General features: G+C 64.0%; 24 protein-coding genes. 6 read left to right on the top strand and 18 right to left on the bottom strand.

All coding sequences use genetic code 11. The annotated features are described in order from the left end of the window. Positions 1 to 5: 5 nt before the first annotated feature. The 8 genes from atzF to NKI97_RS09920 are packed head-to-tail and all read right to left on the bottom strand — an operon-like array spanning position 6 to position 8,277. Positions 6 to 1,811: an allophanate hydrolase gene (gene atzF, locus NKI97_RS09955; protein WP_352748187.1), complete on the bottom strand. Its 1,806-nt coding sequence runs from the start codon at positions 1,809 to 1,811 to the stop codon at positions 6 to 8. Then, the gene (locus NKI97_RS09950) at positions 1,808 to 2,158 is read right to left on the bottom strand and encodes a cupin domain-containing protein (protein ID WP_352452340.1); all 351 of its coding nucleotides are present in this window, start codon (positions 2,156 to 2,158) and stop codon (positions 1,808 to 1,810) included. The genes atzF and NKI97_RS09950 overlap by 4 nt, the downstream gene beginning before the upstream one ends. After that, positions 2,151 to 2,819, bottom strand: coding sequence for a cysteine hydrolase family protein (locus NKI97_RS09945; RefSeq protein WP_352833787.1), 669 nt, complete (start codon positions 2,817 to 2,819; stop codon positions 2,151 to 2,153). The genes NKI97_RS09950 and NKI97_RS09945 overlap by 8 nt, the downstream gene beginning before the upstream one ends. Further along, positions 2,819 to 4,351, bottom strand: coding sequence for an ABC transporter ATP-binding protein (locus tag NKI97_RS09940; protein ID WP_352833784.1), 1,533 nt, complete (start codon positions 4,349 to 4,351; stop codon positions 2,819 to 2,821). Before NKI97_RS09940 ends, NKI97_RS09945 begins: the two co-directional genes overlap by 1 nt. Before the next feature lie 10 nt (positions 4,352 to 4,361). Then, positions 4,362 to 5,063: a biuret amidohydrolase gene (gene biuH, locus NKI97_RS09935; RefSeq protein WP_352452343.1), complete on the bottom strand. Its 702-nt coding sequence runs from the start codon at positions 5,061 to 5,063 to the stop codon at positions 4,362 to 4,364. A 15-nt stretch (positions 5,064 to 5,078) separates the two neighbouring features. Beyond that, a complete protein-coding gene (locus NKI97_RS09930; RefSeq protein WP_352452344.1) occupies positions 5,079 to 6,005 on the bottom strand; it encodes an ABC transporter permease in 927 nt (308 codons plus the stop codon). Continuing rightward, on the bottom strand, positions 6,005 to 7,129 hold the full coding sequence (locus tag NKI97_RS09925; protein WP_352699442.1) for an ABC transporter permease: 1,125 nt from the start codon (positions 7,127 to 7,129) through the stop codon (positions 6,005 to 6,007). The genes NKI97_RS09930 and NKI97_RS09925 overlap by 1 nt, the downstream gene beginning before the upstream one ends. A 20-nt stretch (positions 7,130 to 7,149) precedes the next feature. Beyond that, the gene (locus tag NKI97_RS09920; protein ID WP_352833780.1) at positions 7,150 to 8,277 is read right to left on the bottom strand and encodes a BMP family ABC transporter substrate-binding protein; all 1,128 of its coding nucleotides are present in this window, start codon (positions 8,275 to 8,277) and stop codon (positions 7,150 to 7,152) included. Positions 8,278 to 8,599: 322 nt separating this feature from the next. Here NKI97_RS09920 and NKI97_RS09915 point away from each other — a divergent pair, with 322 nt between their 5' ends. Beyond that, on the top strand, positions 8,600 to 9,259 hold the full coding sequence (locus NKI97_RS09915; RefSeq protein ID WP_352833847.1) for a GntR family transcriptional regulator: 660 nt from the start codon (positions 8,600 to 8,602) through the stop codon (positions 9,257 to 9,259). Between the two features lie 3 nt (positions 9,260 to 9,262). Here NKI97_RS09915 and doeB read toward each other — a convergent pair whose 3' ends face one another. The 10 genes from doeB to ehuR form a co-directional block, all read right to left on the bottom strand. Beyond that, positions 9,263 to 10,264 carry a N(2)-acetyl-L-2,4-diaminobutanoate deacetylase DoeB gene (gene doeB, locus NKI97_RS09910; protein ID WP_023677207.1) on the bottom strand — a complete coding sequence of 334 codons (1,002 nt, stop codon included), beginning with the start codon at positions 10,262 to 10,264 and terminating at the stop codon, positions 9,263 to 9,265. A 5-nt stretch (positions 10,265 to 10,269) separates the two neighbouring features. Next, on the bottom strand, positions 10,270 to 11,448 hold the full coding sequence (gene doeA / locus NKI97_RS09905; RefSeq protein ID WP_023677206.1) for an ectoine hydrolase DoeA: 1,179 nt from the start codon (positions 11,446 to 11,448) through the stop codon (positions 10,270 to 10,272). Positions 11,449 to 11,486: 38 nt separating this feature from the next. Beyond that, a complete protein-coding gene (locus NKI97_RS09900) occupies positions 11,487 to 12,479 on the bottom strand; it encodes a cyclodeaminase (RefSeq protein WP_352833778.1) in 993 nt (330 codons plus the stop codon). Then, positions 12,476 to 13,468: a hydroxyectoine utilization dehydratase EutB gene (eutB, locus tag NKI97_RS09895; protein ID WP_352833776.1), complete on the bottom strand. Its 993-nt coding sequence runs from the start codon at positions 13,466 to 13,468 to the stop codon at positions 12,476 to 12,478. The genes NKI97_RS09900 and eutB overlap by 4 nt, the downstream gene beginning before the upstream one ends. Positions 13,469 to 13,478: 10 nt before the next feature. Beyond that, positions 13,479 to 14,252, bottom strand: coding sequence for an ectoine utilization protein EutA (gene eutA, locus NKI97_RS09890; protein ID WP_352833773.1), 774 nt, complete (start codon positions 14,250 to 14,252; stop codon positions 13,479 to 13,481). Next, positions 14,249 to 14,908, bottom strand: a complete 660-nt coding sequence (gene ehuD / locus NKI97_RS09885) for an ectoine/hydroxyectoine ABC transporter permease subunit EhuD (protein ID WP_023677202.1) — start codon at positions 14,906 to 14,908, stop codon at positions 14,249 to 14,251. The genes eutA and ehuD overlap by 4 nt, the downstream gene beginning before the upstream one ends. Before the next feature lie 16 nt (positions 14,909 to 14,924). Beyond that, on the bottom strand, positions 14,925 to 15,584 hold the full coding sequence (gene ehuC, locus NKI97_RS09880) for an ectoine/hydroxyectoine ABC transporter permease subunit EhuC (RefSeq protein ID WP_254819481.1): 660 nt from the start codon (positions 15,582 to 15,584) through the stop codon (positions 14,925 to 14,927). Positions 15,585 to 15,755: 171 nt separating this feature from the next. After that, positions 15,756 to 16,607 carry an ectoine/hydroxyectoine ABC transporter substrate-binding protein EhuB gene (gene ehuB / locus NKI97_RS09875; protein WP_352743594.1) on the bottom strand — a complete coding sequence of 284 codons (852 nt, stop codon included), beginning with the start codon at positions 16,605 to 16,607 and terminating at the stop codon, positions 15,756 to 15,758. Positions 16,608 to 16,672: 65 nt separating this feature from the next. Then, positions 16,673 to 17,458: an ectoine/hydroxyectoine ABC transporter ATP-binding protein EhuA gene (gene ehuA / locus NKI97_RS09870; RefSeq protein WP_023677199.1), complete on the bottom strand. Its 786-nt coding sequence runs from the start codon at positions 17,456 to 17,458 to the stop codon at positions 16,673 to 16,675. Between the two features lie 121 nt (positions 17,459 to 17,579). Then, entirely contained in the window at positions 17,580 to 18,965 is a 1,386-nt protein-coding gene (gene ehuR / locus NKI97_RS09865; RefSeq protein WP_352452352.1) for a MocR-like ectoine utilization transcription factor EhuR, read from the bottom strand. Positions 18,966 to 19,047: 82 nt separating this feature from the next. Here ehuR and NKI97_RS09860 point away from each other — a divergent pair, with 82 nt between their 5' ends. The 5 genes from NKI97_RS09860 (at position 19,048) to NKI97_RS09840 (ending at position 25,065) form a co-directional block, all read left to right on the top strand. Then, positions 19,048 to 19,539 carry an Lrp/AsnC family transcriptional regulator gene (locus tag NKI97_RS09860; protein WP_031211913.1) on the top strand — a complete coding sequence of 164 codons (492 nt, stop codon included), beginning with the start codon at positions 19,048 to 19,050 and terminating at the stop codon, positions 19,537 to 19,539. Positions 19,540 to 19,666: 127 nt separating this feature from the next. Next, entirely contained in the window at positions 19,667 to 21,160 is a 1,494-nt protein-coding gene (locus NKI97_RS09855) for an NAD-dependent succinate-semialdehyde dehydrogenase (RefSeq protein WP_352743794.1), read from the top strand. Positions 21,161 to 21,196: 36 nt separating this feature from the next. Beyond that, entirely contained in the window at positions 21,197 to 22,576 is a 1,380-nt protein-coding gene (locus tag NKI97_RS09850) for an aspartate aminotransferase family protein (RefSeq protein ID WP_352743591.1), read from the top strand. A 9-nt stretch (positions 22,577 to 22,585) separates the two neighbouring features. Beyond that, positions 22,586 to 23,734, top strand: a complete 1,149-nt coding sequence (locus NKI97_RS09845) for an alcohol dehydrogenase family protein (RefSeq protein ID WP_352743589.1) — start codon at positions 22,586 to 22,588, stop codon at positions 23,732 to 23,734. Between the two features lie 218 nt (positions 23,735 to 23,952). Further along, positions 23,953 to 25,065: a nucleotidyltransferase family protein gene (locus NKI97_RS09840; protein ID WP_352743587.1), complete on the top strand. Its 1,113-nt coding sequence runs from the start codon at positions 23,953 to 23,955 to the stop codon at positions 25,063 to 25,065. Positions 25,066 to 25,072 lie beyond the last annotated feature (7 nt).

Below are 25,072 nucleotides of genomic sequence, written 5' to 3'. Positions count from 1 at the left end.
TAGCGTCAGCTCCGCTGCAGCTGACCCGCCATGAAATTGCGCCAGCCGCCGAAATGCGAAATTTCCTTTGCATCGGCAAGGCCGGCACTTTCGACGAGGAAGCCTTTCGGCGAAGTTCCGTCATCGAGTAGAAGCGTCCCGATGCCGAGCGGCGGCGGGATCGCGGCAACGAAGCGGCCGAAGGCTTGTGGCGAGAGCCGCCAGACTTCGACCTCGATCGCTGCCCCCTTGCCATTGCAGCTGCGCTCGAGCCCCGGTCGCGACACCGACTGGCCGGCGAGTGCATAAAGCCGGTACAGCGGCGCCGTTCTTGCCGCCCGGGCGAAAATCGCGCCGAGCTGCTGCAACTGGCCGTTCAGCGCCATCCCCGACAGATGCGCGCCGACCACGGCCAGCTCGATCGTGCCCTCGTCCACGTCGACGCGAACGTCGCCACGCGGCAGCGGCCAGCCTGTAGCGCCCAGCGCAAGGCCGCTTGCCGCATGGACATCGCGCGCAAGCGACGCCGGCAGATGGTCCTTGCCCGCCGCGGCAAGCAAGGTGACGCTCATCGGCAGACCGTCGCTGCGGGTTCCGCTCGGCACGGCAATGCCGCACATGTCGAGCAGATTGACGAAATTGGTGTAGGTGCCGAGCCGGCTGTTGGTGACGATCGGATCGGCCAGCACCGCTTCGACCGTGTAGTGCGTCGGCGCGGTCGGCACGCAGAAAACGTCGACCGAGGCGATGACCGGCGCAAGCCTGGCCTTATAGCCTTGCAGGGCATAGAGCCCGTTGAAAGCGTCCGCGGCGGAAAGTTTTCGCGCACCGCCGATGATCTGCCGCGTCACCGGATGCATGGCGGCCTCGTTGGCATCCATGAAGTCCCTGATCGCGGCGTAACGCTCGGCTACCCAGGCGCCTTCGTAAAGCAGGTTGGCGGTGGCGTAGAAATCGGCGAACGGGATTTCCACCAGCTGGCAGCCCAGCGTCTCCAGCGAGGCAAGGGCGGCCTCGAAACCCGCCTGCATCGCCTGGTCTCCGAAAAAGGTCCAGTCGGCCCTGGCCGGCACGCCAACCGTCAGCACCGGCGGGCGCGCGGCAAGAGCCTGAATGCAGAGGTCGCGCGAATAGGGATCCGCGTCGTCCTTTGCCGCCGCGACCTCGAACACGCTGTAGGCGTCATCGACGGTGAGCGCGAAGACCGAGACGCAGTCAAGCGTCCGGCAGGCCGGCACGACGCCGGCGGCTGATAGCGCGCCGACGCTCGGCTTCAGCCCGACGATGTTGTTGAGGCCGGCGGGTATGCGCCCAGAACCGGCGGTGTCGGTGCCGAGCGCGAACGAGACGATGCCGCGCGCGGTTGCAACGGCCGAGCCGCATGAGGAGCCGCCCGGCACCAGTTTCGGGTCGATCGCATTCCTCGGGATCGGATAGGGCGTGCGCACACCGACCAGGCCGGTGGCGAACTGGTCGAGGTTGGTCTTGCCGACGACCAGTGCGCCGGCGGCCTTGAGCCGCGCGACGACGGTGGCGTCTTTCGCCGGCAAGTAGGCATATTCCGCACAAGCCGCCGTGGTCGGCATGCCGGCAACATCGATGTTGTCCTTGACCGCGAACGGTACGCCCCACAGCGGCTTTGCCACGGGATCGAACGGGCCGAGCTTTTCCGCCTCGGCAAGCAACTCCGCCCTGCTCGCCAGATGGATGAAGATGCCGGGGTCATCGGCCGCCGCGAGCCGCGCATCGACCGCATCGATCATCTCGCCGATGCTGACGCCGGCCTGATAGGCAGCGTGCAGGCTCGCTATGTCGAAGCGGATGTCGCTCATTTGGCCTCGCCCAGAATGACTACCGGCAGGTTCCACTGGATGAGCACGACGCAGCCATCCTTCGTCCACACCGAATGCTCGGTTCCGACCGGGTTCAGGATCACGCTGCCCGCGGCATGATCGCCGTTCTCGTCGCTCTGTGTGCCTTCCAGCACAAGGATCGTTTCCAGCCCGGCATGGCGATGGCGCGGCACGCCGGCGCCGGGCCGGTAGTTCAGGATGGCGACCGACGGTTCCGTCGGTCCGCCCTTGAGCAGCCAATGCGCCGTAATGCCATCGCGGAAAGGCTCGAACGGCAGACCGCGCCAGCCACCATTGAGGAGGCCGGCAAAGGCAAGGTTAGGCATTGGCAATCCCCTCGAGCACCTGGTCCGTCGTTGCCGTCCAGCCGACGATGGCGCCCTGCGCCCTGATCATGGCAAGGGCTGCCGCCTTGAACTCCGGAAAATAGCTCTCAGTGGCATCCTCCGCCAGAAGGCATTCATAGCCGCGGTCGTTGGCCTCGCGCATCGTCGTCTGCACGCAGACCTCCGTCGTCACCCCGGCAAAGACTAGCTGCTGTGCGCCGAGCCGCTTGAGGTCGTCGCCGAAGCTGGTGGCATAGAACGCGCCCTTGCCGGGTTTTTCGATGACGATCTCGCCAGGCAGTGGGGCAAGTTCATCGAGGATCGCCGTTCCCGGCTCCCCGACGATCAGCACACGACCCATTGGCCCGACATCGCCGATCCTGATCGACGGATTGCCGCGATTGCGCTTGGCCGGCGGCAGATCCGAAAGGTCTGCCTTGTGGCATTCCATCGTGTGGATCACCGGCAGGCCAGCGGCGCGAAACCCCTCGATCAGCCTCTTCACCGTCGGCACGATCGCCGTGACCCGGCTGACGTCATTGCCGAGGCTGGCGCCGAAGCCGCCGGGCTCAGCGAAATCGCGCTGCATGTCGATGACGACCAGCGCCATCGCCTCAGGCTTGAAGGCAAACGGGAACGGCAGCGCCTCGATCTCCGCCATCAGTGATGTCCCGCCATGTGCTCGCCGATGGTCTGCACGCTCGCTTGTGCGATCGGCGTCTCGTAGACCAGCGCGCCGTCGGACATGACGAAGATGCGGTCCGAGAGCTCGAGCAGCTCATCAAGGTCCTCCGACATAAGGAGCACCGCGGCGCCGGCATTGCGCGCCTTCATGATGCGGGCGCGTATTTCGGCGACGGCGGAGAAGTCGAGGCCGAAGCAGGGGTTCGACACGATGAGCAAATCGACCTCGCCGGTCAGTTCCCGCGCCAGCACCGCGCGCTGCACATTGCCGCCCGAGAGCGACGAAATCGGCGAAGCAAGCGATGCCGTCTTGACCTTGAACTGTTGGACCAGACGGGCCGCGTAGTCCCTGATCGCACTCATCCTGATCCAGTTGACCGGCTTGCCGGCCTCGTTGAGGTCGAAGGTCCGGAAGGCCATGTTTTCCGCCACCGTCATCTTCGGTGCGCAGGCATTGCGCAACGGCTCCTCCGGAATGAAGCGGACATTGAGCGTGCGCGCCTCGCTGCGGCTGGCGCCATAGGGCGAGCCTTTCACCAGAACGTCGCCGCCATTGCGCGCCCGTTGTCCGGCAAGGACTTCGAGAAACTCCTTCTGGCCGTTGCCGGAGATGCCGGCAATGCCGACGATCTCACCCGACTTCACATTGAGTTCGCCGATGTCGATGGTTTTCAAACCGGTGCGGTCGGGCGCCTTCAGCGACTTTACCGTCAGCACCTGTCTGGCGCCGGCCGGCACCGGGGCGCGGCTGTCGAGTGCGGCGATCGGTTGGTCGCCGATCATCATCGCCGCCATCTGCTTGTGGGAAAGTTCGGAGACCTTTCCGGTTCCGGTCAGCCTGCCCTTGCGCAGCACGGTGATATCGTCGGCAAAGGCCGTCACCTCGTGGAATTTATGCGAGATCATCAGCACGGTGAGGTCGCCGGTCCTGGTCATGTCGCGCACCAGGCCAAGCACTTCGTGTGCCTCGCCGGGAGTGAGCACCGAAGTCGGCTCGTCGAGCACCAGGAAACTGCGGCCGAGATAGAGCTGCTTGATGATTTCGAGCTTCTGCTTCTCGCCGGCCGCAAGTTCCGCCACCTTGACGTCGAGCGGCAGCTTGAACGGCATCCGCTGCATGAATTGCGCAAGTGCGGCGCGCTCCTTGCGCCAGTCGATGACGCCGGGCACCTTCTCGCGCGAAATGACCAGGTTCTCCGCGCCGGTCAGCGACGGGACGAGCGTGAAATGCTGGTAGACCATGCCGAGCCCCAATGCCGAGGCATCCTTCGGACTGGCGATCGCGACCTCGCGGCCATCGACCAGCATGTCGCCGGCGGTCGGATGGTAAAAACCCATCATGCATTTGACCAGCGTCGACTTGCCGGCGCCGTTTTCGCCGAGCAGCGCATGGAACGATCCCGCCGGCACCTTGATCGAGACATCGTCCAGCGCGGTGAAGGCGCCGAAGCGCATGGTCATGCCGATGGTCTCGACGCCGACGGCTTTCTTGCCGATGCTTCCGCTCAAGATCGTGTCCTCACGGCAGCTGCGCGACGAAGGATACCGAATTCGACACCGCGCCGAACACGCCGCCCTGCATCTTGATCATCTTGATCGCGGCGAGATGGTTGCCGTAATCGGTCGCGCCGCAGCAATCCTCCAGCATGACGCATTCAAAGCCGCGATCATTGGCCTCGCGCATCGTCGTGTGGACGCAGACATCGGTGGTGATGCCGGTCAGCACGATGTTTTCGATGCCGCGCTGGTGCAGGATCAGCTCCAGGTCGGTGGCGCAGAACGAGCCCTTGCCCGGCTTGTCGATGATCGGCTCGCCAGCCGCCGGATAGAGGTCGGGGATGATGTCCCAGCCGGGTTCGCCGCGCACCAGGATGCGCCCGCAAGGCCCGGGGTCGCCGATGCCGGCATTGATGCGGCGCGAGCGCCAGCGCTTGTTGGCCGGCAGGTCGGCGAGATCGGGCCGATGGCCCTCGCGCGTGTGGATGATGGTGTAGCCCTTGGCCCGCATGGCTGCGAGCACCGACTTGATCGGCTCGATCGGCGCCCGCACTAGCGAAAGATCGTAGCCCATATGATCGACATAGCCGCCCGGCCCGCAGAAATCGGTCTGCATGTCGATGATGATCAATGCCGTATTGTCCGGCCGCAGCTCGCCATTATAGGGCCATGGATAGGGGTCGGCATCGATGTAGCGCTGGGTGATCTCGGCTCTGGCGTTCATCGGAAAAAACTCCAGTCATTTGGTGATCGACAACTCGCCCGGCGCGCCGGCAAGCGAGCGGTTCGGCGACGATGTGGCGATCATGATAATGAGCGTGAGGATGTAAGGCGCGGCGTAGAAGAGATAGTAGCCCTGCGTCACCCCGACCGATTGCAACGCCGGGCCCAGCGCGCCGGCGCCGCCGAACAACAGTGCCGCGGCAAAGCAGCCAAGCGGGTTCCAGCGCGCGAAGATGACCAGCGCCACCGCCATCAGCCCCTGCCCCGACGAGATGCGTTCGGTCCAGCTGCCGGGGTAATAAAGCGACAGATAGGCGCCGCCGATGCCGGCGAGCGCACCGCCGACGCCTGTCGCAAGCAGGCGCACGGTGTTCGGATTGAGGCCCATGGCGCGCGCCGCATCGGAGCTGTCGCCGACGACGCGCACGACCAGGCCGGCGCGGGTGTTGCGGAAGGCCCACCACAGGAACAGCGCAAGTGCGGCCCCGATCAGGAACAGCACGTTGACGTTGAGCGCCGCCTGCACCTGCGGGATATCCGACCAGCCACCGAAGGCGAGGGCCGGCAGGTCTGGTGCCGAGGGCTGGATGAATGGCTTGCCGAAGAAGAAGGCGAGACCGGAGCCGAACAGCATAAGCGCGATGCCGATGGCGATGTCGTTCACCCCGCGGAATTTGCAGATCCAGCCGTGGAACAGCCCGAAGCAAAGACCGGCACCTGCGGCAGCCAGCAGGCCGAGCCATGGCGAGCCGGTCATCACCGCGACGGCGTAGGCAGTCATCGCACCGAAGACCAGCGTGCCTTCGAGGCCAAGATTGATGCGGCCGGAGCGCTCGGTGATGGCTTCGCCGAGCGAGACGAAGATGAAGGGCGTCGAAACGCGGATGGCGCCGCCGAGAATGGCGAGCGGCACGCCCCACAGGCCGATCTCGGTCGCGTCCATCAGGAGCCCCTCTTCCACAGATCGGGATTGAAGACCTTGAAGCGGCCGTAAAAGGTTTCGCTGAACAGGATGACGACGAAGAGCATGCCTTGCAGCACCAGCACGGTGGCGTCGGGAAGGTCCATGCGGCGCTGGATCAGCCCGCCGGAAGCGCCGATACCGCCGAGCAGGAAAGCGACCGGGATGATGGCGAGCGGATTGTGGCGGGCGAGGAAGGCGACGAGGATGCCGGTATAGCCATAGCCGGCGGCGAGCGAGGCGTTGGCGCTGCCTTGCACGGCGCCGACCTCCAGCATGCCGGCCAGCCCGGCAAAGCCGCCGGCGAGCCCGGTGAAGCCGACGATCAGCGGCCCGACGGCAAGCCCTTGCACCTGAGCTGCCCTGACATTGCCGCCGGCGATGCGGGCGGCAAACCCCCAGCGCGTCTTTTCGATCAACAGCCAGGACAGGACGCAGGCGAGAATGCCGACGACCAGGCCCCAGTGCACGTCCATGCCTGGAATGTTGCCGATGCGGTAGGCATCCGCCAGCGGCTCGGTCGAGGGTTTGTTGAGCGAAGCCGGATCGCGCAGCGGCCCTTCGACCAGATGGTTCATCAGCGCGATGGCGATATAGGCCATCAGCAGGCTGGAGATGGTTTCGTTGACGGCGCGGTAGTGGCGGAGTGCGCCGACGGCACCGATCCAGATGCCGCCGGCGACCGCGCCCGCCACGCCCATCAGCAGGATGACCAGAAAAGCCGGCGCGCCATTCGCCGCGACGCCGATGGCGGCGGCGGCAACGCCGCCCAGCACGATCGCGCCTTCGCCGCCGATGACGACGAGGCCGAGCCGGGCCGGCAGCGCCACGCAGAGCGCTGCCAATAAAAGCGGTGCTGCCCGCGACAGCGAGTTCTGGATCGAGAACCACGAGCCGAAGCCGCCGCGCCACATCGTCTCGTAGAGTTGCACCGGCGATTTGCCGACCAGCGCGATGAACACGCTGAACAGCGCCATGCCGACGATCAGCGCCGCGAGCGGTATGACGAAGGCTTCCGCCTGCCGCGCCGCCCATTCGAGCGCCGCCGGATAATTCCTGGCGCCAAACAGCGCCGGTGCGCCCGCAGTGCTGACAGTGTCTGCCATGGCCCCGTCTCCGATCCGGTTCAGGCGGTCGAACCGACGACGCCCTCGACCAGGTAGTCCATGCTTTCGAGTTCGAGCGCGGTCTCGGCGAAGGCTTGGCCTTCGGCCGCGACGACGACGCCCTTGTTGCTCTTCAGCGGACCCTTGATGACGGAAAAGCCGCCTTTCATCATTTCGGCCAGCGTGCCGTCGAACTGCTTGCGGGCGGCCTCGCCGACAGCGGGGCCGAGCGGGCTCATCTTGACGAAGCCGTCGGCCAGGCCACCGCGCGTGAAATTGGGCAGCGGCGTGCCGGCCACCAGATCGTCGACGAACATCTTGTAGACCTTGGCCCAGTTCCATTCCGCGCCGGTCAGGTATTTTTCCGGCGCCAGCGGGCTCTGGTTGGCATGATAGCCGCAGACGAAGGCGCCACGCCCGGCCGCCGTCTCGACCACCACCTTGGGGCTATCGACATGGCAGGTGATGACGTCGGCACCCTGGTCGACCAGCGCATTGGTGGCCTCGGCCTCCTTGACCGCTAGCGACCACTCGCCGGTGAAGATCACCTGGCAGGTGATGGTCGGGTCGACCGAGCGCGCGCCGAGCAGGAAGGAATTGATGTTGAGCAGCACCTGCGGGATCGGCTTTGCCGCGACGAAGCCGAGCTTCTTGGTTTTGCTGGTGTGACCGGCGACGACGCCGTTCAGATACTGGCCCATGCCGATATAGCCGAAATAGGAACCGGCATTCATCGGATGCTTGTCCTTGTTCCACATGCCACCACAATGGCGGAACTGCACGTCGGGGAATTTCGCGCACATGGCGAGCATGTGCGGATCGAAATAGCCGAACGAGGTCGGGAAGATCAGCGACGCACCGTCGAGATTGATCATCGATTCCATCGTCTTCTGAACGTCGACCGTCTCCGGCACGTTCTCCTCCTCGACGACGGAAATTCCTTCGATCCCCTTCAGCGTGGCGGCCCCTTCGGCATGCGCCTGGTTGTAGCCGTAGTCGTCCTTTGGCCCGACATAGATGAAGCCGACGGTGGCCGTCGCGGCGAAGGCCCTGCTGATCGGAAACGATGCGGACGCAAGGCCGAGCGCCGCTCCGGCGGCGGAGGTTTTGAGCAGGTCGCGGCGGCTAAGCATGAATCTCTTGGACATTGAATGCTCCCTCTGTGGGGCCTTTGGGGCCGGTTAACACCTCAATGAAAGAAGTGTATGCAATCAGCATGCCAGTTTCAGAAATGAGATTTATTCAGTAATATCAATGAGTGTTCCGATGTGGACTGCACAAAGCCGGAGCAATTGCATACACTTTTTGCCTCCAAAATCGCCAATTTGACATGAAGGCTAAAACATAGGCATACAGAGATGCGGAGGAATCGAAGCCGGTGAGTGGCTTACGGCTCTAGCGAAAAGACTGGACGGAGGAGACGTGTCGGGAAAGCGCAATTTGATCAGGTCGGGCACGACCGTCGATCAGATGGTGAGGGCGATCAGCGACCGGATCGTCACCGGTTTCCTGCGCCCGGGCGAAAAGCTCGACGAGGCCTCGCTCGCCGCCCGCTTCGACGTCTCACGCACGCCGATCAGGGAAGCGCTCAGCCGGCTCAGCGCCATGGGGCTGGTCGAAAGGCGGCCGAACCGCGGCGCCACCGTCGCCGTGGTGACGCAGGAGCACCTCGCCTCGATGTTCGAAAGCATGGCCGAGCTTGAAGCGATCTGCGCGCGGTTCTCGGCCGAGCGCATGACCGCTGGCGAGCGCCGCACGCTGGAGGCCGAGCACCAGGCCTCGGCGCGCTTCGTGCAGCTCGGTGCCGAAGAAGAGTATGAGCTTTTCAACACCGAATTCCACACCCGGCTCTATCGCGGCGCCCACAGCAAGCACATTTATGAACTGACCGTCATGACCCGCGGCCGCCTGGCGCCGTTCCGGCGCGCGCAATTCATGCTGCCCGGGCGGCTGGCCCAGTCCTGGCAAGAACATGACGCCATCGTCACCGCAATCATGCGCGGCGACAGTGCGGCGGCCGGAACAGCCGCCAAGGATCATGTCTCGATCGTCAGCGAGGCGAGCTCCGTCTTTGCGATCGGCGATCGCCCCAAAGGCAGGACCGAGCCGTTCCCGACATCGGCTTCCTAACCGTCAATCGACCAGCACGGCGACCACGGCAGCGCAGTCGCCGGCCTTGACCAGCCCCGGAAAATGCCGCGCCGCCAACAGACCGGACATTTTGGCCCGGATCTCCTGCGGAGCGCCGCCGGTGCGGCCTATGGAATGGATACGTGCCAGCACCTGGTTCTCTGCCACCGGCTCGCCGAGATCGATCATGGTTTCGATCATCCCGTCGTCCTCGGCGAACGAGAAGCAATCGCCGGACGGCATGTCGAGCCAGCGGGTTGGCTGCATCTCGACCGCGCCGGCGACGATGCCGGCATGGCGCAGCACATTGAGCACGCCGCGACGTGCGATCCGCACCGTTTCCGCGCGCGAAGTCCCGCCGCCGCCAAGCTCTGTGGTGATGAACAGCTTGCCCATCTCTTCGGCGGCAGTGTCGAACATGCCGACCGCGTCGATCTCCAGCATTTTCATCGACCATGGTGCGGAGAAGGCTTCAACCGCAGCGAAACCCTTCGCTTCCAGCACCTTGTCGGGCCGGATGTGGGCGGCGCAGAACGGCACGAAGTCGAGCGTCTTGCCGCCGGAGTGGAAGTCGAGCGCGATGTCTGTACGGGGCAGAAGCTCGCGCTGGAAATAATCAGCGATCTTCTCGGTCACCGTGCCGTCGGGCCGGCCGGGAAAGCTGCGGTTGAGATTGCCCTTGTCGATCGGCGAGGTGCGCGTGCCGGCGCGGAACGCCGGATAGTTCATCGCCGGCACGATGATGATCGTGCCGCTGACTTGCTTCGGGTCGAGCGTACGGGCGAGGTCATAGAGCGCCAGCGGCCCCTCGTACTCGTCGCCATGATTGCCGCCGGTGAGCAATGCGCTCGGCCCCTTGCCGTTGCGGATGACGCAGATCGGGATCATCACCGACCCCCAGGCGGAATCGTCGCGGCTGTAAGGCAGGCGCAGGAAACCGTGCTGCACGCCGTCGCGCTCGAAATCGACGGTCGGCGTGATCGGTGACGGGCGAAGGCTGGACATCGGACTCAATTCTTCACCACCAGTTTGCGCGGCACATTCGCCAGGCACTCGACGCCCGTCTCGGTGATCAGGATGGATTCGGTGATTTCCAGCCCCATCGTCTCAAGCCACAAGCCGGTCATGAAATGGAAGGTCATACCGGGCTTCAACTCGGTGCGGTCGCCTGGACGCAGGCTCATCGTGCGCTCGCCCCAGTCAGGCGGATAGGAAAGCCCGATCGGGTACCCGGTGCGGTTGTCCTTGACGATGCCGTACCGCTTCAGCACCGCGAAGAAGGCGTTGGCGATGTCCTCGCATGTGTTGCCGGGCTTGGCGGCGGCAAGTCCCGCCTCCATGCCTTCCAGCGTCGCCTTTTCTGCATCGAGGAATTCCGGCGTCGGTTTACCAAGGAACACGGTCCGCGACAGCGGGCAGTGATAGCGGTTGTAGCAGCCGGCGATCTCGAAGAAGGTGCCCTCGCCCGATTTCATCGGCCGGTCGTCCCAGGTCAGATGCGGCGCCGATGCGTCGGCGCCTGACGGCAGCAGCGGCACGATCGCCGGATAGTCGCCGCCGATGCCGTCGACGCCGCGCGTGCCGGCATCGTAGATCTCGGCGACCAGGTCGCATTTGCGCATGCCGACCTCGATCTTATCGACGATGCGCTGGTGCATCGCTTCGACGATGCGGGCGGCCTTGCGCATGTAGTCGATTTCGGTCGGGCTCTTCACCGCGCGCTGCCAGTTGACCAGTGCCGTGGCGTCGACGAAGCGGGCATTGGGTAAGTGCTTCTGCAGCGCTGCGAAGGCAGCGGCCGAGAACCAGTAATTGTCCATCTCGACGCCGATGCTGAGCTTGCCCCAGCCGCGATCGGAGAGCACGCTGGACAGAAAATCCATCGGATGGCGCTCGGTCGACTGCACATAGTGGTCGGCATAGCCGATGATGTTGTCGTGCGCGAGATAGGCGGTGCGCTTGGCGCCGTTGGCGTCCTGGCCGCGCCCGTACCACACCGGCTCGCCCGACGGCGGCACGATGACAGCCTGGTGCACGTAGAACGACCAGCCGTCGTAGCCGGTCAGCCAGGCCATGTTGGACGGATCGCTGACGATCAATAGATCGACGCCCTTGGCCTCCATGACCTTCCGCGTTTTGGCGAGGCGCTCCGCATATTCGCCGCGCGAGAATTTCAAATTGGGCTGCATTGTTCTTGGTCCTCGTTTGTTGGGCCTTGCGGCCAGCATCAGCTTTCGAAAATCGTACCGGTCTTGGCTGCACGCGCACGGTCGCGGGCGAGCGTGGCGATCGCCGTGTCCTGCACGCCGGTGCCGGTCAGGTCGGCAATGGTGATGTCGCTGTCCGAGCGCCGGCCATGCCTTTCGCCGGCGATAATGTGGCCAAGCTCGGTGATTTCGGCATCGGACGCCATCACGCCCGCCGCGATAGCATGGTGCAGTTCGCCCAGCCGGCGCGTCTGTTTGGCGCTATCGGCGACGTAGAGATCGGCCATGCGCAGGATCGCCGGCGCGATCTCGTTCTTGTGCTCGGCATCCGAGCCCATGGCAGTGATATGCTGGCCGGCGGAGACGAAGCCGGCCTTGATCAGCGGCTCGGTCGACGGCGTCGTGGTGACGATGATGTCGGCATCGGCCGCAGCCTTTGCCGCGTCGGGCTCGGCGTGAACGGCGATGCCCAGTCTTTCGGACAATGCGTCGGCCGCGGCCTCGGCCTTGGCGGCATCCCTTGCCCAGATGCGAGCCTCGGTGATTGGCCGCACCAGCATCAGCGCCTCGAGCTGCAGTCCGGCCTGAACACCGGCGCCGAAGATCGCGGCAACGGAGGAGTCCGGCCGCGACAGATGTTTGGCGGCGACCGCACCGGCGGCGGCCGTGCGGATGTCGGTGAGATAGCCATTGTCGAGCAGCAGCGCTTCGACCAATCCGGTTTTCGCCGACAGCAGCACCATCATGCCGTTGACGCTGGGCAAGCCGAGCTTGGGATTATCGAAAAAGCCGGGGCTGATCTTGATCGCAAAACCGTCGATACCCGGTACATAGGCGGTCTTGACGTCGACCTCGCCGCGATGCTCTGGAATGTCCAGCCGCAGGATCGGCGGCATCGCCACCGGCAAGGTAGCGAGCGCCCGGAACGCGTTCTCGACGCAGGCGATGGCATCAAGATCGAGCTTCACGATCTTGCGCAATTCAGCTTCGGTGAGGATCGTCATCCGGCTCATGCTGCGCTCTCCGCAATTGCTTCGCCGCAGATGATCTTGCGGTGCAGTGTCATATCGATGTTGCGGCCGGACAGCACGAGCACCGTCGGGCCGCTCGCCCTGACCTTGCCGGCAAGCACGGCTGCGATGCCGACCGCGCCGGCGCCTTCGACGATCTCGCGCTCCTGTTCATAGGCATGGCGGATGCCGGTGGCGATCTCGTCCTCGCTGAGCAGGATCACATCGTCGAGCAGGTCGCGGCACATGGAAAAGGTCAGCCGGTTGTCGAGGCCTATGCCGCCGCCGAGGGAATCGGCCAGTGTCGGCAGTTCCTCGACCAAAACCGGATGTCCGGCGTCGAGGCTCGCCTTCATCGCCGCACCGCGCGCCATTGAAACGCCCATCACCTTCGTCGCCGGGCTGACGCCCTTCACGGCAGCAGCGACGCCAGCCGCCAGCCCACCGCCGGAAAGCGGCACCAGCACCAAGGCGGCGTCCGGAACCTGTTCGATGATCTCCAGCCCGAGCGTGCCTTGCCCGGCGACAATGGCAGGATGGTCGAAGGGCGGCAGCATGATCAGCCCCTCTTCCGCGACCAGCCGTTCGACCTCCCGCTGCGCATCGTCCTGGCTGTTGCCGACGATGCGGATCTCGGCGCCGAGCCGACGGATCTCGTCCAGCTTGTTCTGCGGCACCAGCCGCGACATGCAGATCGTCGCGTCGATACCTTGCAGTCGAGCGGCATAAGCCAGCGCCCGGCCGTGATTGCCGGTCGAGGCAGCGACGACGCCACGCGCCCTCTCCTCGTCTGTCAGCGAAGCGATAGCGTTCGAGGCACCGCGCAGCTTGAAGGCGCCGGTGGTCTGCCGATGTTCGAGCTTGAGATAAACAGGAGCGCCCAAGTGCTGGGAAAGACTCCGGGAAGGAACGGTCGGCGTACGCTCGATCTTGCCTGCGATGCGCTCGCGCGCGGCGCGGATATCGGAGAGGCTTATCCTGGACGTGGTCATGGCTCATAAATCAGTTCAGCGGCAGCGTCATCAGACGGCCGAATTCAGGGCGCGACATCTTATCTCCGCAAAGCCGCAGGCAATTCCAGGCCGTCGCCTGGTTGCTGGTGACGACAGGGCGGCCGATGGCCTCTTCCATACCGACAACTGCCGCCGCCGACCGCAGCGCCGTGCAGGACACGAACAGCGCGCCGGCTTGCGGGGCCGTCGCCTCGCGAGCCAGGTCAACCAAGGATTTCGGCGCAATCCGCGCCATCTCGCGATCATCCTCGAAGCCGAGGCAAGTGAAGCTGACGATTTCGAAACCATGCTCGGTGAAATAGGCCGCCATCGGCCGGCTGGTCTCGACCGTATAGGGAGTGAGGATGCTGATCGTCCTGGCGCCCAGCGCCTTCAGGCCGCGCACCCCGGCCATCGGCGGCGTGACCACCGGCACGCCGGGCTTGGCGGCCTGCACCGCCGCCTCGATTTCGGCATCGCCGATCACGACGGAAGCTGAGGTGCAGGAATAGCAGATCGCATCGAGCGGCTCGTCGGGCAGGATCAGGGCCGCGGCCGCCGTCAGTGACGGCTGCATCTTGCGCAAATTGTCCGGCGTCGTCGGGTTGGCGTAGGGGATGCGCGCGACATAGACGCCGACACGATCGCTTGCCACCATGCGGTGAAAATCCGGTTCGCTCGTATGGTCGGTGGCAAGGATGATCAGGCCGACCCGCTTTTCCAGCGGACGCGCATCGAGCGGTGGCCGGGCCGGGCGCAGGCGGATTTCGGGTGCAGCGCTCATCTTTCGATCCGCCCATAACGGTGTTCCAGCCAGCGCAGCAGCACTACCGAGAACAGGCTGATGGCGAGGAAGAAGGCGCCGACCAAGGTGATCGGTTCGATATACCGATAATAGGTATTGGCGACGCTCTTGGCCTGGTTCATTAGTTCGAGCACGGTGATCGCCGACAGCAGCGGCGTCTCTTTGAACATGGCGATGAAATAATTGGCAAGCGCCGGGATCATCGGCGGAATTGCCTGCGGAATGATGATGTGCGTCCAGGTCTGGGTGGCGTTCAGATTGCAGGCCTTGGCCGCTTCCCACTGGCCGCGCGGAACATTATCGATGCCGGCGCGGTAGACCTCGGCCGTGTAAGTGCCGTAATGCAGCCCGAGACCGATGACGCCCGCCACCAGCGGCGGCAACAGGATGCCGAAATCCGGCAGCACGTAGAAGATGAAATAGAGCTGCACCAACAGCGGCGTGCCACGGATGAACTCGGCAAGGAAACCGACGGTGCGCGACAGAGCCCTGTTCGGCGACCGGCGCGCCAACGCGATGCCCAGCCCAACGATGGCCGCCAGCACCGAGCCGAGCAGCGTCGCCAGGATGGTGATCTTCACCCCCTCGATCAGCGTCGGCAGGATCTGCCGGACAAAATCCCAATCCCATTCCATTAGCAGGCCCGATCCATCATACGCGCACCCCGTCGAGGCCACGCGCCATGCGGCGTTCCAACGACCGCACGCCCCAGGAGATGAGCAGCGCCAGGACGAAATAGATGACGAGGATGGTGCTGAACGGCACCAGAGTATTGCCGGTCTGCGAGCGCACCACCTGCGCCTGGAAGGTCAGGTCGGCGAGCGAGATTAGCGAAACGACGGCGGTGGCCTTGAGCAATTCAATGGCGTTGTTGCCGAAGGTTGGCAGCATCACCAGAAGCGCCTGCGGCAGGATGATATGGCGCATGGCTTGCCAGCGGCCGAGATTGAGGGCGGTGCAGGCCTCATATTGTTCGCGGCCGATAGACTTGATGGCGCCACGCACCACTTCCGCCGCATAGGCGCCGACATTGAGGCCCAGCGCCAGCACCCCGGCCTGCAGCGGCGTCAGCGAAATGCCGGCAAAAGGCAGCACGAAATAAGCCCAGAACAGCTGCACGAAAATCGAGGTGCCGCGGAAGAACTCGATATAGGCGGTGGCCAGCGCGCGTAGCACGAAAAACCGCGACAGCCGCCCCAGCCCGGCAAGAAAGGCCATGACCAAGGCCAGCACCGACCCCATCAGCGTCAGCTCGATGGTGACAAGCGCTCCTTGCAATATCAGGCCGAAATAGCCGGACCATTGGGTCATTGGGCTAAGCGTTTCCTCGCTTGGTGATCATTGCAGAACGCCGGCGCCGCCCCTCATCCGCCTGCCGGCACCTTCTCCCCGTTATAGGGACGGGGAGAAGGGTGAAGCTCCAGCGTTGACGCCCCCCTCTCCCCGTTTTTGACGGGGAGAGGCTAGGGTGAGCGGCACTTTTTACTTCGCCGAGCAGAGCTTGTCGCGGCTCGTCGACATTGCCGCCGCCGCCGAGAAGCCGTAAGGCTCGATGATCTTGGCGAACTCGCCGGACTTCTTCAGTTTCGCCAGCTCGACATCATAGGCGTCGCGCAGCGCTTCGTCGCCCTTCTTGAAGGCCGCGCCGTCGCAATAGACCGGCGCACCGACCACCGGCGCGATGACTTCGAGGTTCGGATCATTGGCTTTCTTGACCAGGTCGTTGATCGACAGCACGGGCAGCGAATAAGCATCGATGCGGCCGTCCTGCAGCATCTTCAGGCCGCTCTGGCCGTCCGGCACGACGATGACGCGCTCGCGCGGCACACCTGCGGTGAGCGCCAGCTTCTCTTCAGTGCCGCCACCCGGCGCGCCGATCGTGGCGCTCGCGTCCTTCGCGACGTCCTCGTAGCTCTTGAAGCCCTTCGGGTTGCCCTTCTTCACCAGCATCGCCTCGGCGTCGCACAGCACCGGTTCCGAATAGGCGACCGCAGCACAACGTTCCGGCTTCATGAACAATCCGGCGGTGACGACGTCGAAACGGCCGGCCTGCAAGCCGGGGATCATGGCGCCATATTCCGAGATCGAGGCGACGATATCGTTGACGCCAAGGCGTTTGAAGATTTCACGGGCAACGTCAGGCGCCGCACCCGAAACCTTGCCGTCGGCAGCGACCGCCGTATAGGGCGGCTCGTTGGCGATGGCGACGCGGGCAAAGCCTTGCGCCTTGAGCTCTTCGAGCTTGCTGTTGTCGGCCGAGCCGGCCGTCGAGGCGGCCAGCACCGCCGTCAGCGTAATACCGGCGACGCCGGCCAAAATGGAAAATTTCTTCATTGTTCCCAACTCCTTGTTTGTCTGTCTTCTTGGCTTGCTTGAGGCGTCGCCGCCTCGCATGGCAGTCAGACCCGATGTCCGGCCGCAATGATCTTCTTCAGGAAACCTTGCGTGCGCTCCTGTTTGGGATGGCGGAAAATCTCGTCGGGCTTGCCCTCCTCGACTATTCTGCCGCGATCGAAGAACAGCACCCGGTCGGCGAAGTCATGGGCGAAACCCATCTCGTGGGTGACCAGCAGCATGGTCATGTCGGTCTCGGCGGCGAGCTTGCGCATGACGTTGAGCACCTCGTCGACGAGTTCCGGGTCGAGCGCCGAGGTGACCTCGTCGAACAGCATGATCTTCGGCGACAGCGCCAGCGCCCGCGCAATCGCGACGCGCTGCTTCTGGCCGCCTGAAAGCTGCGCCGGCATCGCCTTGGCCTTGTCGACCATGCCGACCATGTCGAGCAGTTCCATCGCCCGCTTTTCGGCGGCGGCCCGCGGCACGCCTTTGGTCAGCATCGGTGCCAGCGTCACATTGTCGATGACGCATTTGTGCGGAAACAGATTGAACAGTTGGAAGACCATGCCGATCTTCTGGCGCATCTTTGCCAAATGCCGTTCATCGGCCGTAAGCAGCCGGCCGTTGCGCTCCATGTGGTACAGCTGTTCGCCGTCGACTTGGATGTGGCCGCTGTCGATACGCTCCAGCGTCATCAGGATGCGCAGGATCGTCGTCTTGCCCGAACCCGACGGGCCGATCAGTGCCAGCTTCTCGCCGGGCATGACTTGCATCGAGAGGCCGTCCAGCACCTTGAAGGTGCCGAAGCTTTTCGAAATGCCGTCGATCTTGATGATGGGCGCCGACAATGAATTTCCCGTGCTGGAGAAGCTATGCCTTTAACGATGCGGATCGCGGCAAATCATGTCAATCAAGAAAATAATATCATGACAATATTTCGAACTCCGCACAATTCGCGCCATTCGCCGTCTAGATCGCAAGCAGGAGATGCTCGGGATCGCCGAGCAGAAGCTTGGTGACAACGCCGAGACCGGCACGCAGTTCCCCCTCCGTGGTCGAGCCCAGCGAAATCCGTACGGCTGGATGCCAAGGCATCTGCGAAATGCGAAACGACGTGCCGGGCGCGATCGCCACGCCCTGCAGGCGGGCCTGGGAAACAAAGCTTTCCTCACCGCGGTCATCGGGCAGTTGCAGCCAGACATGCAGCCCGTCGCGATGAGCGCGATAGTCCACTCCGGCAAGCACCTCGGCGGCTATGTCCAGACGCCGCCGCAAAGCCAGGCGCTGCCATCGCACGAGTTCCATCGCGGTGCCGTCGGTCACCCATTTGGTGGCGATCTCGGCCACCAACGGCGTCGCCATCCAGTTCGAGACGAGATGGCGATTGGCGACCGCGGCGACATAACGATCAGGCGCCGCGAGATAGCCGATGCGCAGGCCCGGCACCACGATCTTGGTAAAGGAGGTGACGTAGAGCGTGCGCTCGGGCGCGAAGGCGGCTACCGGCGGCGGCCTGTCCTCGACCAACGGGCCGAGGACGTCGTTTTCGATAATGGCGATGTCATGCCTGCGCGCAACGGCGGCAATCTGTTCGCGCCGGCCGGCATCCATCAGGGTAGCCGTAGGGTTGATCACCGACGGCTGCACGAACACGGCGCGGATGTCCGACAGCCGGCAGGCCTCGTCCAGCGCTTCCGGGATCAGCCCATTGTCGTCGATCGGCAAACCCTCGAGATTGAAGCCGAGATAACGCGCCAGCGGGATCAGCGTGTGGTGGCCGATCGCCTCGGTGGCGACGGTCGAACCGGGCGGCGCCACGCTCATCAGCGCCACCGTCATCCCTGCGGTGGCACCGTTGGTCAGGCTGATGTTCTGCGGCGACGCGTCGAGGCCACAGAGGCGTAGCCACTCGACACCCACCGCGCGGTGGCGCGGGAACACCATGTTCGGCCTGAATGACAGTGCCGAGCTCGACGGCAGGTTTTCGGCGAGCCAGCCCAGCGCCTGCCTCAGCCGCTCCAGATGCATCGGTTCGCAGACCGGCTTCAGGATGGAGAGATCGATGACCTCGCCCAGCCGCTCCGGCAGATAGGGCGGCTCCGGCTCGCGGCGCTGCGTCTGCACGAAGCTGCCGCGGCCGACCTCGCCGGACACCAGCCCGCGGCGGATCAGCTCCTCATAGGCGCGGCTGACCGTCTGCACGGAAAGTTGCAGGTCGTCAGCCAACTGCCGGTGCGTCGGCAACCGAGCGCCATTGGCCAGGCGCCCGTCATGGATGGCGCGCGCGAACTGGTCGGCGAGCGATTGATAGGCCGGCCGCCGGATAAGAGCGGGATCTGGTCGCCAAAATGTCATGACTTATTAGAGATCGAAATCAGTGCAATTGACAATCGAAATAATGCGCCGTCATGGTGTCCGGCACTAGAAGTGGACGATCATGGCTGCAGCGAAACTCGATCCGATCGACCTGAAAATCCTCGACGCCATCCAGCGCGACGGCCGCATCACCAAGCTGGCGTTGGCCGAGAAGGTCGGCCTGTCGCCGACGCCTTGCTGGATGCGGCTGCGCAAGCTGGAAAAAGCCGGCATCGTCTGCGGCTATCATGCCAGGATCGCCATGCGCGCCATCGCGCCGGTCGCTACCGTGCTGATGGAGGTGACGCTGGCTAGCCACCGCCAGGCCGATTTCGACCGTTTCGAGCGCGTCATCCGCGACATCCCCGAGATCGTCGCCTGCTGGTCTGTCGGCGGCGGCGTCGATTACCTGCTGAAGGTGATGGCGCGCGACATCGACGCCTATCAGCGGCTGGTCGACACTCTGCTCGAACGCGAGATCGGCATCGACCGCTATTTCACCTACATCGTCACCAAGACGGTGAAGGAGGAGAGTGTTCTGCCAGTGGCGGACCTGTTGCCGGCATCTTCCTGATACCGGAGAGATCGTCTGGCCGGGCAGGGCAATAGAGACAATCTCTCTACGTGCAGGCACGCAAACAGCCTCTCTGTTTGCGCGGCAGAGATAGTCTTGCGGCATCACCCGAACCGGGAGCCCGATGATGTCCGCACATTTTGCCCGCTCGCACCGCCATGAAGCACTTGATCGCCTCGCCGACCGGCGGCTGCTGCGCGAACTCGCCTATGTCGCTGGCCACTGGACGGCGAGCGAGACCGCGGAGAGTTTCGAGGTGACCGATCCGGCCACCGGATCCACCGTCGCTTTCGTTGCCGCGCTCGATGCCCGGCAGACCACATTGGCGATCGATGCGGCATCGCGCGCCTTTCCTGCCTGGCGCGCATTGCTGCCGCAGGAACGGTCGAAAATCTTGCGAAAATGGTTCGATCTGATCGTCGCCGCCAAAAATGACCTGGCCCTGCTGATGACGCTAGAGCAAGGCAAGCCGCTGAAGGAATCGCGCGGCGAGATCGACTATGCCGCCTCTTTTGTCGAATGGTATGCCGAGGAGGCCAAACGTCTCAACGCCGAAGGCGTCACCAGCCATCTGCCAAATGCCGAGATGGTGGTGCGACGCGAACCGCTTGGTGTCGTCGGCGTCGTCACGCCGTGGAATTTTCCCGCGGCCATGCTGACCCGCAAGGCGGCGGCCGCCCTCGCCGCCGGCTGCACCATCGTCGCGCATCCTTCCTCGGAAACGCCGCTGTCTGCACTGGCGTTGGCCGAGCTTGGCGAACGTGCCGGCCTGCCGGCTGGCGTGTTCAACGTCCTCTCCGGCAGGGCTTCGATCATCGTCGGGCGGATGTGCGAAGACCCGCGCGTTCGCGCCATGAGCTTCACCGGCTCGACCGAGATCGGCAGGCTGATCGCCGCGCAAAGTGCGCCGACGATGAAGCGTCTTGTGATGGAGCTTGGCGGTCATGCGCCTCTGATCGTCTTCGCCGACGCCGATCTCGACAAGGCTGTGACCATCGCCGTCGACGCTAAATTCGCGACCTCCGGCCAGGACTGCCTCGCCGCCAACCGCATCTATGTCCAGCGCCCGATCTACGACCGTTTTTGCGCCGCCTTCACCAAGCGCATCGAGACGTTGCGGACCGGCAATGGCCTGGCTGACGACACCGACATCGGGCCGTTGATGCACGAGCGCGGCGTCAAGAAGATCGAAGAGCAGGTCGCCGATGCGCTGGCTGGTGGCGCGCGCTGCCTCACCGGCGGTGGCCGCCATGTGGCTGGGCCGCTGTTCTACCAGCCGACCCTGCTCGCCGACGTTGGAGACGACGCGCTGATCATGCGCGAGGAGACCTTCGGTCCGGTTGCGGCCGTGACGCCTTTCGACAGCGAAGACGAAGTCGTCGCCCGCGCCAATGCGACAGAATACGGGCTCGTCGCCTATGTCGTCACTGAAAACGGCGGCCGGCAATTGCGCATGGGCCGCGCGCTCGACTATGGCATGGTCGCCATCAACCGCGTCAAGATCACCGGCGCGCCGGTCCCGTTCGGCGGCGTCAAGCAGTCCGGCATCGGTCGCGAGGGCTCGCGTCACGGGCTCGAAGCCTTTACCGATCTCAAATATCTCTGCCTGGACGTGGCCTAGAACCGCGCCCGACACTTTTCCTTAGGAGTAAAAAAGATGCTCGACCAGTCAAACGAACTCGCCGCCTGGGATCGCGATCACTTCTTCCATCCCTCGACCCATATGGGAACGCACGCGCGTGGCGAGAGCCCGACGCGGGTGATCGCCGGTGGCGAAGGCGTCACCATCTGGGACAATAACGGTCGCAAGAGCATCGATGCCTTCGCCGGGCTCTACTGCGTCAATGTCGGCTATGGCCGCCAGAAGATAGCCGACGCCATCGCCGCGCAGGCCAAGAACCTCGCCTATTACCACGCCTATGTCGGGCACGGCACCGAGGCATCGATCACGCTTTCCAAGATGATCATCGACCGCGCGCCGCAAGGCATGTCGAGGGTCTATTTCGGCCTCTCCGGTTCCGATGCCAACGAAACCAACATTAAGCTGATCTGGTACTACAACAATGTGCTCGGCCGGCCCGAGAAGAAGAAGATCATCTCGCGCTGGCGCGGTTATCACGGCTCCGGGATCATGACCGGATCGCTGACCGGCCTCGACCTGTTCCACAACGCCTTCGATCTGCCGCGTGCGCCGGTCCTGCACACCGAGGCGCCCTACTATTTCCGCCGCGCCGACCGCTCGCTGAGCGAGGAGCAGTTTTCGCAATACTGTGCCGACAAGCTCGAGGAGATGATTCTCGCCGAAGGGCCGGAGACGGTCGCCGCGTTCATCGGTGAGCCTATCCTCGGCACCGGCGGCATCGTGCCGCCGCCGGCCGGCTACTGGGAGAAGATCCAGGCGGTGCTGAAGAAGTACGACGTGCTTCTGGTTGCCGACGAGGTCGTCACCGGCTTCGGCCGGCTGGGCACCATGTTCGGCTCCGACCACTACGGCATCAAGCCCGACCTGATCACCATCGCCAAGGGCCTGACCTCGGCCTATGCGCCGCTCTCCGGCGTCATAGTCTCAGACAAGGTCTGGCAGGTGCTCGTCCAAGGCTCCGACAAGCTCGGCTCGCTCGGCCATGGCTGGACCTATTCGGCGCACCCGATCTGCGTCGCCGCCGGCGTCGCCAACCTGGAACTGATCGACGAGATGGACCTGGTGCGGAACGCCGGCGAGACCGGCGCCTATCTCCGCGCCGAGCTGACGAAAGCCGTCGGCGGCCACAAAAACGTCGGCGAGGTGCGCGGCGACGGCATGCTGGCGGCGATCGAGTTCGTCGCCGACCGGGACGACCGCGTATTCTTCGACGCCTCGCAAAAGATCGGACCGCAGGTCGCGACCGCGCTTGCGGCAAGCGGCGTCATCGGCCGCGCCATGCCGCAGGGCGACATTCTCGGTTTCGCGCCGCCGCTCTGCCTGACGCGGGAAGAGGCTGATATCGTCGTGTCGAAGACGGCCGACGCGGTGAAGAGCGTGTTTGCAAACATCTGAAGAGCCGACATGAATGCCATGACCAAAACCCTCCCCGCCACCATGGCCGCCGTGCAGCTGATCGGGCACGGCGGGCCGGAAAAGCTCGTCTATCGCACCGACGTGAAAGTGCCCTCGCCCGCCCGGGGCGAGGTGCTGGTCAAGGTCACCGCTTGCGGCATGAACAACACCGATGTCTGGGTGCGCCAGGGCGCCTATGGCACGGAGGAGGATGCCGCCGCTGTGTCGACCTGGCGTCGTCAGGGCAATACGCTGAGCTTCCCGCGCATCCAGGGCACCGACACGGTCGGCAACATCATTGCCGTCGGCGACGGCGTCTCGCCGGCCCGCATCGGCGAGCGGGTGATGGTCGATTTCTCCATCTACAATCGCGACGACGATTCACTCGCCGACATCGACTATATGGGCCATGGCCGCGACGGCGGCTATGCCGAATACCAGGCAGTACCGTCCGAAAACGCCCATGTCGTCGACACCGATCTGAGCGATGTCGAGCTTGCCACTTTCTGCTGCGCCTATCTCACCGGCGAGCAGATGTTGGAACGCGCCGCATTGAAAGCCGGCGAGCGTGTGCTTGTCACCGGCGCCTCTGGCGGCGTCGGCTCCGGCATCGTGCAGCTGGCGCGGGCGCGCGGCGCCATTCCCTATGCGGTTGCCGGCAAGGGCAAGGAACAGGCCGTGCGTGAGATCGGCGCCGAGGCGGTGATCACCCGTGGCGTTGCCGATCTGCCGGCCGCCGTCAGCGCGGCGACCGGCGGGCGGCCAATCGATGTGGTCGCCGACCTGGTCGGCGGCGCCATCTTCAATGACCTCTTGCGCATCTTGAGGCCCGAAGGCCGCTACACCACGGCCGGCGCGATCGCCGGCCCGGTCGTCCAGCTCGACCTGCGCACCATGTACCTGAAACAGCTCCAACTGCATGGCTCGAGCCAGGGCACGCGGGCGGATTTCCGCCGCATAGTGCGCTACATCGAGGACAAGAAAATCCGGCCGCTGGTCGGCGGCGTCTACAAGCTGTCCGATTTCCATCGCGCCCAGGCGGATTTCATCGCCAAGGATTTCGTCGGCAAGCTGGTGGTCGTTCCGGATGCGGCCGCCAAAATAGCGCGTCGACCACAAACGCCTATGACAGGCTCGGGCCGTTCGTGGACGCGGTGAGGTCGAGCGCCACATCCAAGCAGCGTTTTCGTGATGGCTTTGTTTATCTGAATGAGCAAAACCCATTCTGATTTGGCTGCACGCCGGCAACAAGGATTCCTGACCTCTCCTGCGGCGTTATAAGGTTTTCGCGATTTTCTTATAACCCCCGCTTGCGTCCCTTGAGGTCATGGCGCTATAAGAGAACCGCATTTTTCTTATAACCGGAGCCGCCCGACATGAAGACGGTCGACCTCGTTTACCGCACGATGTATGCGGAACTCGTCCAGCGATCCTTGGACGCAGCCTTCGAAACGGATTTCCCTACGACGGGCAATCTCGTCAAGGTGCCCGTCAAGGGCAAGGTATACTGGTATTTCGAGGAAACGCAGCCGACGAAGACGCGACGGTATGTCGGGCCTGACAGCGATCCCGAGATTGCAAAACGCGTTGAATCCTTCCGTCAGATCAAGGACGACCTCCGCGCCCGCAGGAAGCTGGTATCCACGCTCGTGCGCGAGGCAGGGCTGACAGAACCCGAAAGGTTCACCGGGGATGTCGTCGAGGCGCTGGGGAAGGCTGGCATCTTCCGCTTGCGCGGCGTCCTGGTCGGCACAGTCGCCTTTCAGTCCTACGCGGGCTATCTGGGCGTGAAGCTGCCCGGTGCAGCGTTGCAGACGGGCGATGCAGACTTCGCCCTATTCCATTCCGTGTCGGCCGCGGTCGAGGACAGCCTGCCGCCCATCCTCGAAATCTTGAGGGAGATCGACCCAACCTTCAGGGAAATCCCTCACAGATCAGATCCCGAACACGCGACGCAATTCGAGAACGCAGTCCGATACAAGGTCGAGTTCCTTACACCGAACACGGGCAGCGATGACTACGCCGATCATGCAACCTCGATGCCGTCTTTGGGCGGTGCATCCGCGCAGCCTCTTCGGATTCTCGATTTCCTGATCCACGAACCAATCAGAACTGTGCTGCTGCATCGATCGGGAGTGCCTGTCGTGGTACCGTCGCCCGGACGATATGCGGTTCACAAGCTGATTGTTGCCTCGCGCCGACAGAACAACGCAAACGGCGTGGGCAAGCGGGAAAAGGATGTCCGCCAGGCAGCACTTCTGGTCGAGGCACTGGAAGCTACCCGTCGCCAGGACGATCTCGCCATCGCGTTTTCGGAAGCGTGGGACAGGGGGAAACATTGGCGTGAAGCGATACAAAAAGGACTTGGCTTGATTCCCCAGAAACAGCGTGGCGACGTCGAGGCGACGATCGTCAACGCACTTTCAGGAATCGGCGAGGAACTGGAAGGATTCAGCGGCTCATCTGCGAAAACAAAGCACGGAGACTAAACGGCAG

Origin of the sequence: Mesorhizobium sp. M0296, from assembly GCF_040321675.1 — a bacterium.
GTDB lineage: Bacteria > Pseudomonadota > Alphaproteobacteria > Rhizobiales > Rhizobiaceae > Mesorhizobium.
The sequence above is the reverse complement of the archived record's forward strand: the minus strand, read 5'-3'. Positions and strand labels throughout refer to the sequence as shown.